Source organism: Kribbella sp. NPDC048928, assembly GCF_043197975.1.
GTDB lineage: Bacteria > Actinomycetota > Actinomycetes > Propionibacteriales > Kribbellaceae > Kribbella.
In genome coordinates this window covers 409,067-425,721 of record NZ_JBICUC010000003.1, presented here as the reverse complement: position 1 = coordinate 425,721, position 16,655 = coordinate 409,067, and the positions used below count along the sequence as shown (strand labels likewise).

The 16,655-nt window shown below is 70.1% G+C and carries 13 protein-coding genes; 2 read left to right on the top strand and 11 right to left on the bottom strand.

Annotated features, from left to right (window positions below):
- Nucleotides 1–31: 31 nt before the first annotated feature.
- On the bottom strand, nt 32–1,729 hold the full coding sequence (locus tag ACGFI6_RS15455) for an ATP-binding cassette domain-containing protein (RefSeq protein WP_393118861.1): 1,698 nt from the start codon (nt 1,727–1,729) through the stop codon (nt 32–34).
- A gap of 161 nt (nt 1,730–1,890) precedes the next feature.
- Nucleotides 1,891–2,508, bottom strand: a complete 618-nt coding sequence (locus tag ACGFI6_RS15450; protein WP_393118859.1) for a TetR/AcrR family transcriptional regulator — start codon at nt 2,506–2,508, stop codon at nt 1,891–1,893.
- 78 nt (nt 2,509–2,586) lie between these two features.
- Here ACGFI6_RS15450 and ACGFI6_RS15445 point away from each other — a divergent pair, with 78 nt between their 5' ends.
- On the top strand, nt 2,587–3,804 hold the full coding sequence (locus ACGFI6_RS15445; protein ID WP_393118858.1) for a cytochrome P450: 1,218 nt from the start codon (nt 2,587–2,589) through the stop codon (nt 3,802–3,804).
- Nucleotides 3,805–3,833: 29 nt separating this feature from the next.
- On the opposite strand, the gene ACGFI6_RS15440 is transcribed toward ACGFI6_RS15445, so the two are convergent.
- The 4 genes from ACGFI6_RS15440 to ACGFI6_RS15425 all read right to left on the bottom strand — a co-directional run bounded on the left by ACGFI6_RS15440 (nt 3,834) and on the right by ACGFI6_RS15425 (nt 9,002).
- On the bottom strand, nt 3,834–5,096 hold the full coding sequence (locus ACGFI6_RS15440; RefSeq protein WP_393118857.1) for a M16 family metallopeptidase: 1,263 nt from the start codon (nt 5,094–5,096) through the stop codon (nt 3,834–3,836).
- Between the two features lie 47 nt (nt 5,097–5,143).
- A complete protein-coding gene (locus tag ACGFI6_RS15435) occupies nt 5,144–7,369 on the bottom strand; it encodes a polyribonucleotide nucleotidyltransferase (protein ID WP_393118855.1) in 2,226 nt (741 codons plus the stop codon).
- A gap of 262 nt (nt 7,370–7,631) precedes the next feature.
- Complete coding sequence (gene rpsO / locus ACGFI6_RS15430; RefSeq protein WP_132412526.1) at nt 7,632–7,904, bottom strand: 30S ribosomal protein S15; 273 nt, start codon at nt 7,902–7,904, stop codon at nt 7,632–7,634.
- Nucleotides 7,905–8,033: 129 nt separating this feature from the next.
- Nucleotides 8,034–9,002 (bottom strand): bifunctional riboflavin kinase/FAD synthetase, encoded by a 969-nt coding sequence (locus ACGFI6_RS15425; RefSeq protein WP_393118853.1) that lies wholly within the window; start codon nt 9,000–9,002, stop codon nt 8,034–8,036.
- Between the two features lie 118 nt (nt 9,003–9,120).
- Between ACGFI6_RS15425 and ACGFI6_RS15420 the strand changes: the two genes are divergently transcribed.
- Entirely contained in the window at nt 9,121–10,125 is a 1,005-nt protein-coding gene (locus tag ACGFI6_RS15420) for an SGNH/GDSL hydrolase family protein (protein WP_393118851.1), read from the top strand.
- 40 nt (nt 10,126–10,165) lie between these two features.
- On the opposite strand, the gene ACGFI6_RS15415 is transcribed toward ACGFI6_RS15420, so the two are convergent.
- The 5 genes from ACGFI6_RS15415 to infB form a co-directional block, all read right to left on the bottom strand.
- Complete coding sequence (locus ACGFI6_RS15415; RefSeq protein ID WP_393118849.1) at nt 10,166–11,062, bottom strand: NAD-dependent protein deacetylase; 897 nt, start codon at nt 11,060–11,062, stop codon at nt 10,166–10,168.
- A 22-nt stretch (nt 11,063–11,084) separates the two neighbouring features.
- Nucleotides 11,085–11,927 carry an LLM class flavin-dependent oxidoreductase gene (locus ACGFI6_RS15410; protein WP_393118847.1) on the bottom strand — a complete coding sequence of 281 codons (843 nt, stop codon included), beginning with the start codon at nt 11,925–11,927 and terminating at the stop codon, nt 11,085–11,087.
- Nucleotides 11,928–11,960: 33 nt separating this feature from the next.
- Nucleotides 11,961–12,851 (bottom strand): tRNA pseudouridine(55) synthase TruB, encoded by an 891-nt coding sequence (gene truB, locus ACGFI6_RS15405; RefSeq protein ID WP_393118845.1) that lies wholly within the window; start codon nt 12,849–12,851, stop codon nt 11,961–11,963.
- 8 nt (nt 12,852–12,859) lie between these two features.
- A complete protein-coding gene (gene rbfA / locus ACGFI6_RS15400; RefSeq protein ID WP_393118843.1) occupies nt 12,860–13,309 on the bottom strand; it encodes a 30S ribosome-binding factor RbfA in 450 nt (149 codons plus the stop codon).
- Nucleotides 13,310–13,409: 100 nt separating this feature from the next.
- Entirely contained in the window at nt 13,410–16,616 is a 3,207-nt protein-coding gene (gene infB, locus ACGFI6_RS15395; RefSeq protein WP_393118842.1) for a translation initiation factor IF-2, read from the bottom strand.
- Nucleotides 16,617–16,655 lie beyond the last annotated feature (39 nt).

The window sequence follows — 16,655 nt, the reverse complement described above, 5'->3', positions numbered from 1 at the left end:
CCCCCGCCCCCGGCCACGCCATTGTCGCCGGTCAGTGGGTGGTGGCCTGGGCGGTGAAGAGGCGGGCGAAGCGGGATGCCGGTTGGGACATCAGCTCGTCGTAGGTTCCTTGCTGCACTACCGTGCCGTCGTCGATGACGTAGATGCGGTCCATTTCGCGGAGGGTCCACGCGCGGTGCGACACCACGATCGTGATGCGGGCGGCGCTGGTCCGGCGGAGTTCGGCGAAGATCTCGTCCTCCGCCTCGGCGTCGATCGCCGACGTCGGCTCGTCGAGGATCCAGACGCCGGCGTCCCGCAGCCGGATCCGCGCGAGCGCCAGCCGCTGCCACTGTCCACCGGAGATGCCGGTCCCACCCCACTGCTGCCCGAGCTGTGTGTCCAACGGCAAGCCGGCCGCGAACGAGCCCGACAGCGCGTCCCGGACGTCCGCGTCGGTGGCGACGTCCGGCGCTCCGAGTGCGACCGCATCGCGCAACGTGAACTCGAACCGCCCGAACTCCTGCACCAGCAGACCGAAGTGCGCGAGCCGCTCGTCCTCCGTCAGCGCGGACGCATCCACGCCGTCGATCAGCACTCGCCCACTTCCCGGACGCAACGAGCCCACGAGTAGGTTGATCGCCGTCGACTTCCCCGCACCGTTCACGCCGACGAGCGCCACCAACTCGCCGCGCCGCGCTTCGAGACACACGTCCTCAAGCGCCGGCCGGTCCGCGCCCGGGTAGCGATAACTAACGTTGTCCAAAGCAACAGAATCGACTCGGCGCACCACGGCTCGACGCGGCGTCGTCGCGACACTCCGGACGAATCGCCGGTAGATCGCAGCCTGCGGTGCAGCGGTCACGATGCTGCCGAAGGCGTACCCGCACTGGCGAATCGCGTTCAGCCCGGAGATCGTTCCGGCAACCGCGGCGACCGCTCCGCCGGTCGAGCCGGCGAGCGCCATCAGCGCACCGCCGAACAGCAGCACGGTGACGAGCGCCGCGCCCAGCTCGTACAACATCGCCGTACGAACCATCCCGTCCAGGACCCACGTCGCCGCCGACCGGCTGTCCGCGACCCGCTCGGCCACCTTCCAGCCGGAACCGAGCACGGCCAGCTCGGTGCCTGGACGCTGCTGGATCAGCTGTTCGGTGGCGTACGCCGCTCGACGCTCGTGCTGCGCAACCCGCGGCCAACCGCTCGCCTCCATCCGCGAGATCAATGTGAACGCGAGGACAGTCGGCACCAACGCAGTGAGTACGAGCAGCCCGGACAGAAGATTGATCGACGCGATGGCCAGGCACAGTACGACCGATGTGACGGCCGCGCTGAACAGCTGCACCGGCTTGCCCGCCACGTCGCTCATCGGGTGCGTCGCGGTCTGACTCGCTTCCAGGTCCCGGACCACCTCAGGGTCGGCCAGCCGGCTCGGGCTGAGCCGCGACGCGACACGGGCAAGGTCTACTCGGAGCGCGAGACGGAGCCGGAGCATCATCCGCTGCCCCACAACATTCGCCACCTGGGTCAGCGGATACATCGACCCGACCACTACGGTCAGTCCCAGCAACGGCACCCACGAATGTCCCGGCTCGACGAGGTCGCGGATCAGGACGACCTGCGCACCGGGCAGGATCGCGATCAGCAGTTGGAGCACGGCGTACGTCGTCAACCAGCCCGGGGTGATCCGGACGGCATCGACCAGGGAGTCGCGGGCAGTTTCATAGGCAGTACGGAACGCATCGAGCACGATGATCCTCTTTCACGCAAGGGCAGGCCGGACCGCACCGGTGTGTTCCGGCGCGGATCGCATCGGCCGCAAAATGCGTGTCATCCCAGCAAGCGGACACCGCCCGTGCGTTGAGGGATCCAGTGGCAGATCACGTGATGACTCACGTCTTCAGGTCGAACCTATCGTGGCGGGAGGAGCTGCGTCACCAGTGCGTCCGCGGTCCAGCGCTCCCAGCGTTCGGCGTCCCAGCCACGGCGCGCGGTCAGCAGGTGGTACACCTCCGGGCCCAGCAGCGCGAGCGTGATGTCGGTGGCCATCGTTGCGTCGAGCCCTTCGCGCAGGGCGGTCTTGGTGACCAGTGCGGTGACCATCCGCTCCATCATCACGACACGCTGGGCGTTGTTGGCCTCCCACAGCTCGTGGATCTCAGGGTCGGCGGTCGCCGCGTGCGCGATGACCTGCAGCACCGGCGCAACCCGTTCGTAGATCTCACGGGCCTGCCGGGCCTGCTCGCGCAGCTGCGCGACCGGATCGGGGTCGTCGAGCAGCGCTTGCACCTGCGGACGATCCAGCGACGGTACCGGTTCGTCGTCACCCGCCACCGCCACGTCGAGCAGCTCGGCGAGCAGGGCGCGCTTGGTCCCGAACGTGAAGTACAGCGTCTGCACGGCCATCCCTGCCTCGTCGGCGATCGCCTGCATCGAGGTCGCGGCGTACCCGCGGGCCGTGAACAGGGTCTGTGCCGCCGCCCGCATCCGCTGCCGGTTCGCCTGGGTCCTGTCCGCTCGCCGCATCATGCCGGACAGCGTACCAATTGACTAGAGCGCATCACTAGTGGTTCGCTAGTGAGACGCTCTAGTGAACTGAGGTGGACGATGACCGAGACCGGTACGCCGCAGCTGAACGCGGCCGAGCTCCTCCAGGAGCTGCTGTCACCCGCGGGCCGCGCCGACCCGTTCCCGCTGTACGCCGCTGCGCATCGACTCGGGCCGGTGCTGCCGATGAGCGACGACATCTTCCTGGTCGTCGGGTACGGCGCCGCGAACGACGTACTGCGCAGTCCGTCGTTCGAGATCCCGACCGAGCCGTCGAGCCGGCCGTCGCTGGACCTGATGCAGCGCTCGATCCTGCGGACGAACCCGCCGGACCACGGGCGGATGCGATCGCTGATCGGGCAGGTCTTCACGCCCCGGCGGGTCGCCGGACTACAGCCCACGGTCGAGGCCGCCGTTGACGAGCTGTTGGATGCCCTTCCGGCCGAGGTCGACTTCATGGACCGCTTCGCGTTCCAGCTCCCGGTCACGGTCATCTGCGAGCTCCTCGGCGTGCCGACCGCCGACCGGCACCGTTTCCGCCCGCTCGCCTCGGACCTCACGGCCGCCCTGGAGCTGACCGATACTGCGGACGAGGCCGCCGATGCCGCAGCCGCGGAGCTCGGCGAGTACTTCACACACCTGATCCGGAACCCACCGGCAGGCGGCCTGGTGTCAGCGCTGGTTGCCGCACGGGACGCGGACGACGATCGTCTGTCCGACGAGGAGCTCCTCGCCAACCTCATTCTGCTGCTGGTGGCCGGCTTCGAGACCACCACGGATCTGCTCGGCAATGGCCTCGCGATCCTGCTCGACCAGCCGGACCAGCTCACCGATCCGGCGGCGTTCGTCGAGGAGGTACTGCGCTACGACTCCCCCGTCCAGGTCACGACCCGCGTCGCCCGGGACACCGTGGACGTCGCCGGTACGTCGATCCCGGCCGGCAGCAACCTCGTCCTCCTGCTCGGTGCCGCGAATCGCGACCCAGCACGCTTCACCGACCCCGATCGCTTCGATCCGCTGCGTACGGGCAACAAGCCGCTGAGCTTCGGCGCCGGCGCGCACATCTGCCTCGGCAACAGCCTCGCGCGGCTGGAAGCCACCGTCGCCTTCACGCACCTGCGCGCCGCGACCATCACGCGGACCGGCGAACCGACCCGCCGCAACCGCCTGGTCCTGCGCGGCTACCAAACCCTCCCGGTCACGATTCGACCCGGTCGACTGGCGGGCTATTTCACCACTGACCCGCTACAACAGGCCAGCGACAACACAACCCGGTAGCCAGCTGCCGTGGCCGCAGGTGGCGGGCCTTAGAGGGTGAAGGCGGTGGTGTCTTCTTTGAAGGGGCCCATGACGGTCAGCGCGGGCGCGCCGGCGTACAGCTCGGCGGCCAGTTGGGTGACGTCGTCCAGGGTGACCGAGTCGATCCGGTGCAGGATCTCGTCGACGGTCGGGAGCTCACCGTAGACGAGCTCGGCCTTCGCGATCCGGGTCATCTTGGCGCCGGTGTCCTCCAGGCCCATCACCACCGAGCCGCGCATCTGCCCCTTGCCGCGGAGCAGCTCGTCGGGCGTGATGTTGCCCTGGGCAATCGCCTCGAGCTCGCCGCGGATCACGTCGAGCACCTCGGGGGCCTTCTTCGGCAGACAGCCCGCGTACACCCCGACCATGCCGGCGTCGGCGTACGCCGAACCGAACGTGAACACGGAGTACGCCAGGCCGCGCTTCTCCCGCACCTCCTGGAAGAGCCGCGACGACATCCCGCCGCCGACGATCCCGTGCAGGACGCCGGCGATGTACCGGCGGTCGTCGCTGCGGACCAGCCCGGGCATCCCGAGCACCAGATGGGCCTGCTCGACGTCGCGGTGGTGCACCTGCACGCCGCCGTACGTCGGAACGCGCTTCTTCGCAGCACGCCGGACGGCAGCGGGCTCCTCCTCGGCCGTGACCCAGTGCCGCTCGAACGCCTTGCGGACCAGGCGGACGACGTCGGCGTGATCGACGTTGCCGGCCACCGAGACGACGATGTTCGACGGCTTGTACCGGCGGCGGTACCAGCCCACGACCTGTTGGCGGGACAGGCCCTCGACCGACTCCGGCGTACCGGTGATCGAGCGGCCCAGCGGGGACTTGCCCCAGAGCTGCTCGGCGAACAGGTCGTGGATGTGGTCCGACGTCTCGTCGGCGTGCATCGCGATCTCTTCGTCGATGACGTCGCGCTCACTCTCGACGTCGGTGTCGGTGAGCGTCGCGGAGGTGATCATGTCGCAGATGACATCGACCGCGAGCGGCAGGTCGGTGTCCAGCACCCGCGCGTAGTAGCAGGTGTACTCCTTGCCGGTGAACGCGTTCATCTCGCCGCCGACCGCGTCGATCGCGGCGGAGATCTCCAGCGCGTCGCGGCGCTCGGTGCCCTTGAACAGCAGGTGCTCGAGGAAGTGTGTGGCGCCGGCCAGCTGCTCCGGTTCGTCCCGGGAGCCGACGCCGACCCAGAGCCCGAACGTGACCGAACGGAAGCCTGGGACGGACTGGGAGAGAACCCGAAGCCCGGAGGGCAGGACGGTCCGTTTCACCGGACCGCCCGCCTCCGGGCTCAGGAGGGTGCTCGTGATTGCGCGAGTCACTCGGCGGCTGCAGCCCCCTCAGAAGCGGACTCGGCCTTCTTCTCTTCGCCCTCGATGACCGGGATCAGCGAGAGCTTGCCGCGGTCGTCGATCTCGGCGATCTCGACCTGCAGCTTCTGGCCGACCGACAACACGTCCTCGACGGCCTCGACGCGCTTGCCACCGGCGAGCGGACGGAGCTTGCTGATGTGCAGCAGGCCGTCCTTGCCCGGCAGCAGGCTGATGAACGCACCGAAGTTGGTCGTCTTCACGACCGTGCCCAGGTAGCGCTCGCCCTTCTCCGGCATGGTCGGGTTCGCGATCGCGTTGATCGCGGCCCGGGCGGCCTCGGCCGACGGACCGTCGGTCGCGCCGATGTACACCGTGCCGTCGTCCTCGATGGAGATGTCGGCGCCGGTGTCCTCGGTGATCTGGTTGATCATCTTGCCCTTCGGGCCGATGACCTCTCCGATCTTGTCCACCGGGACCTTCACCGAGATGACCCGCGGCGCGAACTCGCTCATCTCACCCGGCGCGTCGATGGCCTTGGCCATCACGTCCAGGATCGTCAGCCGAGCGGCCTTGGCCTGGGTCAGCGCGCCGGCCAGCACGCTGGCCGGAATACCGTCCAGCTTGGTGTCCAGCTGCAGGGCGGTGACGAAGTCCTTCGTACCGGCGACCTTGAAGTCCATGTCGCCGAAGGCATCCTCGGCGCCGAGGATGTCGGTCAGTGCGACGAACTCCTGCTTGCCGTCGACCTCACCGGAGATCAGACCCATCGCGATACCGGCGACCGGGGCCTTCAACGGGACACCGGCGTTCAGCAGCGACAGGGTCGAGGCGCAGACCGAGCCCATCGAGGTGGACCCGTTCGAGCCGAGCGCCTCGGAGACCTGGCGCAGCGCGTACGGGAAGTCCTCGCGGGACGGCAGCACGGGCACCAGAGCCCGCTCGGCCAGCGCGCCGTGACCGATCTCGCGGCGCTTCGGCGAACCGACCCGGCCGGTCTCACCGGTCGAGTACGGCGGGAAGTTGTAGTTGTGCATGTAGCGCTTGCGCGTCTCCGGGGAGAGCGTGTCGAGCTGCTGCTCCATCCGCAGCATGTTCAGCGTGGTGACACCCATGATCTGGGTCTCGCCGCGCTCGAACAGCGCCGAACCGTGCACCCGCGGGAGCACGCCGATCTGCGCCTTCAGCGGCCGGATGTCGGCCAGCCCACGGCCGTCGATGCGGACCTTGTCCTTGAGCACGCGCTGCCGGACGAGCTTCTTGGTCAGCGAGCGGAAGGCTGCGGACAGCTCCTTCTCGCGGCCCTCGAAGTCGGCGGACAGCTTCTCCACCGTGGCGGCCTTGACCGCGTCGGTGGCGTCGTCGCGCTCGTGCTTGCCGGCGATGGTCAGCGCCTGCGCCAGCTCCTCGCTCGCGGCGGCCTCGACCGCGGCGAACGCGTCGTCCTGATAGTCCGGGAAGAGCGGGAACTCGCCGGTCGGCTTGGACGCCTTGGCGGCCAGCTCGGCCTGTGCCTCGACCAGGATCTTGATGAACGCCTTCGAGGCTTCGAGGCCCTCGGCCACGATCTCCTCGGTCGGCGCCTGGACGCCGGAGGCGACCTTCTCGAAGGTGCCCGGGGTGGACTCGGCCTCGACCATCATGATCGCGACGTCGCCGGTCTCGGTGACCCGGCCCGCGACCACCATGTCGAAGACGGCGTCCTCGAGCTCGGTGTGGGTCGGGAACGCCACCCACTGGCCCTCGATCAGCGCGACGCGCACGCCGCCGATCGGGCCCGAGAACGGCAGCCCGGCGATCTGGGTGGACATCGACGCGGCGTTGATCGCGAGCACGTCGTACAACTTGTCCGGGTTCAGCGCCAGGACCGTGATGACGACCTGGATCTCGTTGCGCAGACCGGACACGAACGACGGCCGCAGCGGGCGGTCGATCAGCCGGCAGGTCAGGATGGCCTCCTCGGACGGACGGCCCTCCCGACGGAAGAACGAGCCCGGGATGCGACCGACGGAGTACATCCGCTCCTCGCAGTCGACCGTCAACGGGAAGAAGTCGAACTGGTCCTTGGGCTTCTTGCTGGCCGTGGTGGCCGAGAGCACCATCGTGTCGCCGTCGAGGTAGGCGGCGGCGGAGCCGGCGGCCTGCTGGGCCAGACGGCCCGTCTCGAAGCGGATGGTGCGAGTGCCGAAGCTGCCGTTGTCCAGCACGGCTTCAGCGAATTCTGCGCCCTCCATGGGCGCGTTGGTGGATCCCGACACGGGATACCCCTCTCTCACAGTGTGACGACTGCGAGGCGCGAGCTTCCGGGGTGCCGGTCTTCGATCGAGGCCCGCGGATGACCCTGCATCCGAAAGCCACTACCGAGGACCGGTCGTCCTCCCGCCACGCGCATCGCGTCGCCTCGTACGTCTTGCTTCTGTATTCAGTTTGATCCGCGTCAGTACGCGGATACGCCAGGAGCGGCCACCCCGGTCCGGGGGGCCGCTCCTCGCGACGTCATCGGCGAAGGCCGAGCCGCTCGATCAGGGACCGGTAGCGGCTGATGTCCTTCTTCGCCAGGTAGTTCAGCAGCCGGCGGCGCTGACCGACGAGCAGCAGCAGGCCACGACGGCTGTGGTGGTCGTGCTTGTGCTCCTTGAGGTGCTCGGTCAGGTGGCTGATCCGGTGGGTCAGCAGCGCGACCTGGACCTCGGGGGAACCGGTGTCACCCTCGGTCAGGGCGTACTCACCCATGATCTTCTTCTTCGTAGCAGCGTCAACAGCTGACACAGGTATCCTCTCGATTTCCGTTGCGCGGCGCACCGGGGCATTCGCCACCCGAGCACTCTGGATCCGCGGCCGTTCAGACGGCAGCAGCCAGCGTATCAGTCCGTGGACAGCGTCCCTAATCAGCCCTGATCAAGGCTGGTCAGGGCTCAGCAGCCGCCGGGCGCCGTCGACGTCGGCCTTCATCTGGACGAGCAGTTCGTCGATCGTGGCGAACCGGATCTGGGTCCCGCGCAGCCGGGCGACGAAGTCGATCGCGACCTCCGCGCCGTACAGCTCGAGGTCGTCGCGGTCCAGGACGTACGACTCCACGCGCCGGTCGATGCCGTCGAACGTCGGGTTGCTGCCGACGCTGATCGCGGCCGGCAGCGGGTCCGGGTACGCCGGGGCGCCGGGCGCGGGCGTAAGGACCGTGAGCCGGCCGGCGTAGACACCGTCCTGCGGCACCGCGGCGCCCGGGTCGGCCGGGATGTTCGCCGTCGGGTACCCGAGCTCGCGGCCGCGCTTGTCACCCTCGACGACCACGCCGGTCACCCGCAGCGGCCGGCCGAGCGCCTCGGCCGCCGCCTCGACGTCACCGTCGGCGAGCCGCTCCCGGATGTACGTCGACGACCAGGGCTGCTTGTCCCCCGCCAGGCTCAGGCCCTCGACCTGGAAGCCGTACTGCGTGCCCGCCTCGACGAGGGTGTCGACGTGCCCGGCGGCCTTGTGCCCGAAGCGGAAGTTCTCGCCGACGACGACGGCGCTCGCGTGCAGGGCGTTCACGAGCACCCGCTCGATGAACTCCTCCGGCGGCCAGGCCGACACCTCTTTGGTGAACGGGAGGATCAGGACCGCGTCGGCGCCGTGCTCGCCGAGCAATCCGGCACGCTGCTCGGGCTCGCTGAGCATCAGCGGCGCGTGGTCCGGCCGCAGGACCCGCATCGGATGCGGGTCGAAGGTCAGCGCGACCACCGGCAGCCCACCCAGCTCGGCCGCCCGCGCCCGGGCGTGCGCGAGCACCTCCTGGTGACCCCGGTGCACGCCGTCGAAGTTGCCGATGGTGACGACGGTCGGCCCGAAGTCCGGGCTCACCTCGTCCAATCCGTGCCAGACACGCATGGCAGCAGGATTCCATGCCGGTCCCGGCGTGCGCGCACCAGGTCGGAAATCACCCCTTGTAATCGGGTCGTGACTCAACTTAAGGTGGGCCGCGCACTGGTGAGCCTGGGGAGGTCTTGTGAAGCTACGCCGTCTGGTTGCTGCCTGCGCAGCACTCGCGTTGCTCGGCAGCGTGCCGGTCACGCAGGCGTCGGCGACGCCGCAGTTCGGCAAGTACGTCGCGCTCGGCGACTCGTACACCTCGGCGCCGTTCGTGCCGCTGGCCGACCTGTTGTCGCTCGGCTGCGCGCGCTCGTACAGCAACTACCCGAAGCAGCTCGCCGCGGCGCTCGGCGTGCACCGGTTCACCGACGTGAGCTGTGGCGGTGCCGACACCACGAACATGACCCAGCCGCAGAGCACCGCGCTCGGCACGGCGGCACCGCAGTTCGACGCGCTGACGCCGGACACGGATCTCGTGACGCTCGGGATCGGCGGCAACGACTTCGGGGTGTTCGGTGACATCATCGGCACCTGCCCCGGGCTGCGCGCCTCCGACCCGGCCGGCGCGCCGTGCAAGGCGCACTTCACGGTCAACGGCGTGGACACCCTGCAGCAGAAGATCGAGCAGACGCAGACCCGGATCGCGATCGTCGTCCAGGGCATCCGCGCCCGCTCACCGCAGGCGAAGATCGTGCTCGTCGGCTACCCGAAGATCGCACCGGAGCACGGCACCTGCCCGTCGGTGCTGCCGTTCGCCGACGGCGACTACTCCTACCTGTACTCGATCGAGCAGGCGCTGAACGCCGCCGTGTCGAACGCGGCCGCCGCCGGCGGAGCGACGTACGTCGACACCTTCGGTCCGTCGACCGGGCACGATGCTTGTGCCCCGGACGGCCAGGCCTGGATCCAGGGCAAGGACATCAACTTGTTGCGGGCGATCAGCTACCACCCGCGCTACGAGGGCGAGGCAGGCATGGCTTCGCTCACCTACAAGACGCTGACCGGTCAGCCGGCCGTCGTCACCGCGGCCGAGCAGTCCGCCTGGGCCACCAAGGCCCACGCGCTGGCGAAGCAGGCCGCTGCGTCACCCCAGGCCCTCGCGGCCTCCAAGAACCGCGTACGGACCAGCGCGCAACGCTGACCCTTTCCAATCCGTACTGCGGACTCCGGGCCGGGCCACCTCACGCGTGGCTCGGCCCGGTGGTTTCTGCCACCAGTTCCGTCAGTGCTCGGCCGAGCGGGAGGTTCACCCGGTACGTCGCGTACGGGTCGCCGCGGGTCAGACCCTGGTTGACGATCAGGACCGGCGTACCGGCCTTGGCCGCGTGCCGGACGAAGCGGAAGCCGGACATGACGGTCAGGGACGAGCCGAGGACGAGCACGGCCTTCGCCGCGTCGACGAGGTCGTAGCAGCGCTGGACGCGAGCCCTCGGCACGTTCTCGCCGAAGAACACCACATCGGGCTTGAGCACGCCGCCGCAGACCGTGCACGGGACGACCGTGAACGTACGGACCACGTCGTCGGGCAGCTCCACGTCGCCGTCGGGGTTGATCCGGGTCGCCTCGGCGGTGAACGCCTGGTTGGCCGCGCGCAGCCGACGGTCCAGCACCTCACGCGCGGACGTCGTACCGCAGTCGAGGCAGATGATGCGGTCGAGGTTGCCGTGCAGCTCGATCACGTCGCGGGCGCCGGCCGCCTGGTGCAGGCCGTCGACGTTCTGGGTGACGATGCCGCTCAGGTAGCCGCGCGCCTGGAGGGTGGCGACAGCGCGGTGGCCGTCGTTCGGGGCGGCGCGGGCGATGGTCCGCCAGCCGAGGTGGCTGCGCGCCCAGTACCGCTGCCGGGCGGCCTCGCTCGCGGTGAAGTCGCCGAACGTCATCGGGGTGTGCGTCCGCAGGCTGCCGGTCTCGCCGCGATAGTCCGGGATCCCGGACTCGGTGGAGATGCCGGCGCCGCTCAGTACGACGACCTGCCCGCCGGCCACCGCATCCGCGACCGGACCGATGTCGGTCGCCCCCGGCTCCAACGCGAGCACCTCGGGGCCAGGGGCCCATTGCAAGGTCGGACGAGAACGCACATCTCAAGAGTAGCCAGCGCCGTCAGTCGACGCGGGGTGGTCCTGCCATCAGGCGGCGTTCGGCGGCCTGGCGGACGGCGATGGGGTCCATCGAGGACCAGTCGGCGTCGATCCACCAGTTGGCGCCGGCCTCCACCCACGGACGGACGATGTCCGCAGCCTTGCTGTCGCCGGCCTGCGTCACACCCTCGACCGGTACGTCGTAGCCGTCCATGGTCAGGCCGTGTTCCGCGCGCTCCTTGCGGATCCACTCGACGCCTTGCGCGACGACCTCGGGCGTCACCTCACCGTCGCCGACGTACGCCGGCAGCCAGCCGTCCTGCAGCGCCGCCCGGCGCATCGACTTCGGCCGCGGCCAGCCGCCGACCACCCACGTCCGGACCCGCGGCTGCTGCACCGGTGGCGGCGGCGCCGGCGGCGTCAGGTCCGGGATCTTGCGGGCGGTGTAGTGCTTCCCCGAGAACTCGAACGGTTCGTCGCGCCACAGGTACGGCAGCATCTCGAGCGACTCGTCCAGCAGCTCGGCGCGCACCTTCCGCCCCGGGTCCTCCTCGAACAGCCAGAACCGGTCCTCCCCCGTCACCCCGAGGCCGACGGACAGGATCACCCGCCCGTTGCTGAGGTTGTCGACGGTCGACACCTGCCCCGCGACGTCCCACGGTTTGCGGCGCGGCAGCGGCGTGAGCATCGTGCCCAGCCGGATCCGCTCGGTCGTCATCGCGGCCGCCCCGAGCATCACCCAGGCGTCGATCCCCCAGATCGACTCCCAGACGAAGAACCCGTCCCAGCCGTGCTCCTCCGCGATCGCAGCCAGCTCGGCCGCGTCGCGCGCATCGCCCAGTGCCATCACGAACCCGTATTTCATGCCACTGCACGCTACGCGGGCCCGCCGACAGTTTCAGCTGACGAAGACCGCCGTGGGCTTGGCGAGCGGGCCGTGCGGTTCGTACAGGGCCAGGAACGTGCCGTCGGGAGCGAACATCGCGGTCTGGCCGGGCGTCAGGTTCAGGCCCGGGAGGGGGCGGCCGGTACGGATCGCGGTGGCCTGAGCGTCATCGGCGTCGTACCGCGGGAAGGTGTCGGCGGCCACGTCCGCGATCGGCAACCAGTCGAACGACTTGGCCAGCGCCTCCAGCGAGTGCGCCACCGGCAGGTCGAACGAGCCGACCCGCGTCCGCCGGAGCGCCGTCAGGTGACCGCCGACGCCGAGCTCGGCGCCGAGATCCCGGGCCAGGGCACGGATGTACGTACCGCTCGAGCAGTCCACCGAGACGTCGACCGAGATCCCGTCGGCGTCCGGCCGGATGTCGAGGATGTCGTAGCGCGACACGGTGACCGCGCGCGCCTTCAGCGCGACCTCCTCGCCGGCCCGGACCCGCTCGTACGCCCGCCGGCCGTCGACCTTGATCGCGGACACCTTCGAAGGCACCTGTGCGATCTCGCCGCGGAACCCCTCGACCGCCGCCGAGATCGCCTCCGCGGTGATCCCGTCGACCGGCGCGGTGGACACGATCTCGCCCTCCGCGTCGTCGGTGCTCGTGGCGGCGCCGAGCCGGATCGTGGCGTCGTACGACTTGTCGGCCAGCTGCAGATGACCGAGCAGCCGGGTCGCGCGGTTCAGGCCGACGACCAGGACACCGGTCGCCATCGGATCCAGCGTCCCGGCGTGCCCGACCTTGCGGGTGCCCGCCAGCTTGCGGATCCGGGCGACGACGGTGTGTGAGGTCATCCCACCCGGCTTGTCGACGACCACGATCCCGTCGGACGTCGCTGTGAAGTCGAGGCTCAACTCGGCACTCAGTCCTGCTCGTCCTCGTCGGCATCGGCATCGTCATGCGGCCGCTTGTACGGGTCCGCGTCACCGGCAGGCTTGGCGCCCGCGGCGGCCTTGGCCACCTCGGCGTCGGCCATCCGGGCCTTCTCCAGCAGCTCCTCGATCTGGCCCGCGTTCTCCGGTACGGCGTCCAGGAAGAACGCCACGCTCGGGGTGTGACGCAGCCCGAGCGCCTTGCCGACCTCGCTGCGGATCAGGCCACGCGCCGACTCCAGCGCGGCGGCCGTGTCCGTCCGGGCCTGCTCGTCGCCGTACACCGTGTAGAAGACGCTCGCCTCGCGCAGGTCGCCGGTCAGCCGGGCGTCGGTGACTGTAACGAACCCGAGCCGCGGGTCCTTCACCCGGCGCTCCAGCAACTCCGCGACGAGCACCTGGATCCGGTCGGCCAGCTGCTTCGCCCTTGCTTCACCCATCAGGGCCAACTCCTTCATTCATGAACAACGTCCGGAGAGGCGACCAGCGCCTCTCCGGACGTTACTCCGGCGCCCCATGGTCAGGGGCACCACCTGCCTGTCAGCTGCGCGGCTTCTCGCGGAGCTCGAACGCCTCGACGACGTCGCCGATCTTGATGTCGTTGAAGTTGTTGACGGTCAGACCACACTCGAAGCCCTCGCGGACCTCGGCTGCGTCGTCCTTGAACCTCTTCAGCGACGACAGCTCGCCGTTCTCGACGATCACCGCACCGTCGCGGATCAACCGGACCTTGGCGTTGCGCTTGATCAGGCCGCTGGTCACCCAGCAACCGGCGATGTTGCCCACCTTCGAGGAGCGGAAGATCTCCCGGATCTCCGCCTGGCCGAGGGTGACCTCCTCGTAGATCGGCTTCAGCATGCCCTTCAGGGCCGCCTCGATGTCGTCGATCGCCGAGTAGATGACCGAGTAGTACCGGACATCCACGCCCTCGCGCTCGGCCAGGTCACCGGCCTTGCCCGCCGGCCGCACGTTGAAGCCGATGATGACGGCGTTCGACGCGATGGCCAGGTTGACGTCGTTCTCGTTGATCGCACCGACACCACGGTCGATGATCCGCAGGTTGACCTCGTCGCCGACCTCGATCCGGACCAGGGCGTCTTCCAGGGCCTCGACCGAACCGGACACGTCGCCCTTGAGGATCAGCAGCAGCTCCTGGGCCTCGCCCTTCTCCATCGAGGCCATGAAGTCCTCGAGGGTACGACGGACGCGACGCTTGGCGTTGGCCGCCGCCCGGGCACGGGCTTCCCGCTTCTCGGCGATCTGCCGGGCCTGACGGTCGTCGTCGACGACCAGGAACTTGTCACCGGCACCCGGAACCGCGGTCAGACCGAGGACCAGGACCGGACGCGACGGCGTAGCCTCCTCGACCGGGTCGCCGTGCTCGTCGAGCATGGCGCGGACCCGGCCGTACGCCGGACCGACCACCATCGAGTCGCCGACCCGGAGCGTGCCGCGCTGCACCAGCACGGTCGCCACCGGACCACGGCCCTTGTCGAGGTTCGCCTCGATCGCGATGCCCTCGGCGTGCATCTTCGGGTTCGCCCGCAGATCCAGCGCCGCGTCCGCGGTCAGTACGACACCCTCGAGCAGGCCCTCGATGTTGATCCGGGACTTGGCCGAGACGTCGACGAACATCGTGTCGCCGCCGTACTCCTCGGGAACCAGGCCATACTCGGTCAGCTGACCGCGCACCTTGGTCGGGTCCGCCGCGGGGACGTCGATCTTGTTCACCGCGACCACGATCGGGACACCTGCGGCCCGGGCGTGGTTCAGCGCCTCGATCGTCTGCGGCATCACGCCGTCGTCGGCCGCGACCACCAGGATGACGATGTCGGTGGCCTGCGCACCACGGGCACGCATGGCGGTGAACGCCTCGTGACCCGGGGTGTCGACGAAGGTGATCGCCCGCTCCTGGCCGTCGACCTCGGTGGTCACCTGGTACGCACCGATGTGCTGGGTGATACCGCCGGCTTCCTTGGCCTGGACGTTCGCCATCCGGATCGCGTCCAGCAGCTTCGTCTTACCGTGGTCGACGTGACCCATCACGGTCACCACCGGCGGCCGCGGAGCCAGGTCGCTCTCGTCGCCCTCGTCGTTGCCGAAGTCGATGTCGAACGACTGCAGCAGCTCGCGGTCCTCGTCCTCCGGCGAGACGATCTGGACGTCGTAGTTCAGCTCGGTACCGAGCAGCTCGAGCGTCTCCTCGTTCACCGACTGGGTCGCGGTCACCATCTCACCGAGGTGGAACAGCACCTGGACCAGCGACGCCGGGTCGACTCCGACCTTCTCGGCGAAGTCCGTCAGCGACGCACCGCGCGGCAACTTCACAACCTCGCCGTCACCGTGCTTGACGCGGACGCCACCGACCGCCGGGGCCTGCATGTTGTCGAATTCCTGGCGCTTGGCGCGCTTCGACTTCCGGCCACGGCGGGCCGGACCACCCGGACGCCCGAAGGCACCCTGTGTCCCGCCACGACCCCGGTTGCCCGGGCCCGGACGGCCACCGCCACCACCGGGAGGGCCGCTCGGGCCGCCACCGGGACGGAAGCCGCCGCCACCGCCACCACCGCGCGGACCGGCACCCGGGCCACCGCCCGGACGGCCACCGCCGCCGCCACCACGGCCGCCACCCGGGCCGCCGGAGCCGCCACCTGGGCGACCGGTGAACGTACCGGCCGAGGACTTCGGCATCATCGCCGGGTTCGGGCGCGGTGCGCCCGGAACGCCGCCGGACGGACGCGGACGGTCGCTACCGCCGCGGTTGTCGCCGCCACGACCCTGCGGCGGGCGCGGAGCCATGCCGGCCGGGCTCGGAGCGCCGCCCTGCCGGTCGGAACCGCCACCACCCTGGCCGGGGCGAGCGCCACCGCGCTGCATGCCCTGGGTCGAGCTGAACGGGTTGTTGCCCGGACGCGGCGCACCCGGACGCGGGCCGCCGCCCTGGCCGCCCTGTCGCGGCGCACCGGGACGCGGGGCACCCGGACGGGGCGCACCCGGACGCGGACCGTTGCCCGGGCCACCCGGACGCGGACCAGAGCCCTGGCCACCCGGACGCGGGGACGCACCCGGCGTGGCCGGACGCGGACCCGGACGGGCCGAGCTGTCGCCACCACCGGTACGGCGCGGCGCGGGGGCCGGTGCCGACGGTGCAGCCGACTCGGCCGGAGCCTCGGGGGCCGCCTTGGCCGCCGGAGCCTCGAACGCCGGCGTCGACGGAGCCGGTGCCTCGGCAGCCGGAGCCGCCGGGGCCGCTGTCTCGGCGACCGGCTGGGCCGGTGCCGGGGCCTGGGCCGCCGGAGCGGACTCGGCCGGAGCGGGCTCCTGGCGCGGACCCGGCTTCGGGCCCGGACGCGGACCCGGACGGGCGCCCGGAGCCGGAGCGGCCTTCACCGGTGCCGGCTCGGAGACCTTCGCCGCCGGCGCTTCCGCGACCGGGGTCGCCTCAGCGGCCGGCGCGGGGCGCTCGGCCGGAGCCTTCGGGGTGGCCGGCTGGGCCGGCCTCGGGGCCGCGGGCGCGACCGGTGCGGTCGCCTGCGGCGCGGCAGACGTGCTGGCAGCGGCCTTCTTGGCCGTGCGCTTCTTCGGCGGGTTCTTCTCGAACTCCTCCGCCAACCGCCGGACGACAGGTGCCTCGATCGTCGAGGATGCCGACCGGACGAACTCGCCCATGTCGTTCAGTCTGGTCAGAACGACCTTGCTGGTAACTCCGAGCTCCTTCGCGAGCTCGTAGACCCGGACCTTTGCCACTACTCTCCCTCTGGTCCGAGCCTGGGCGCGGACCGTTAG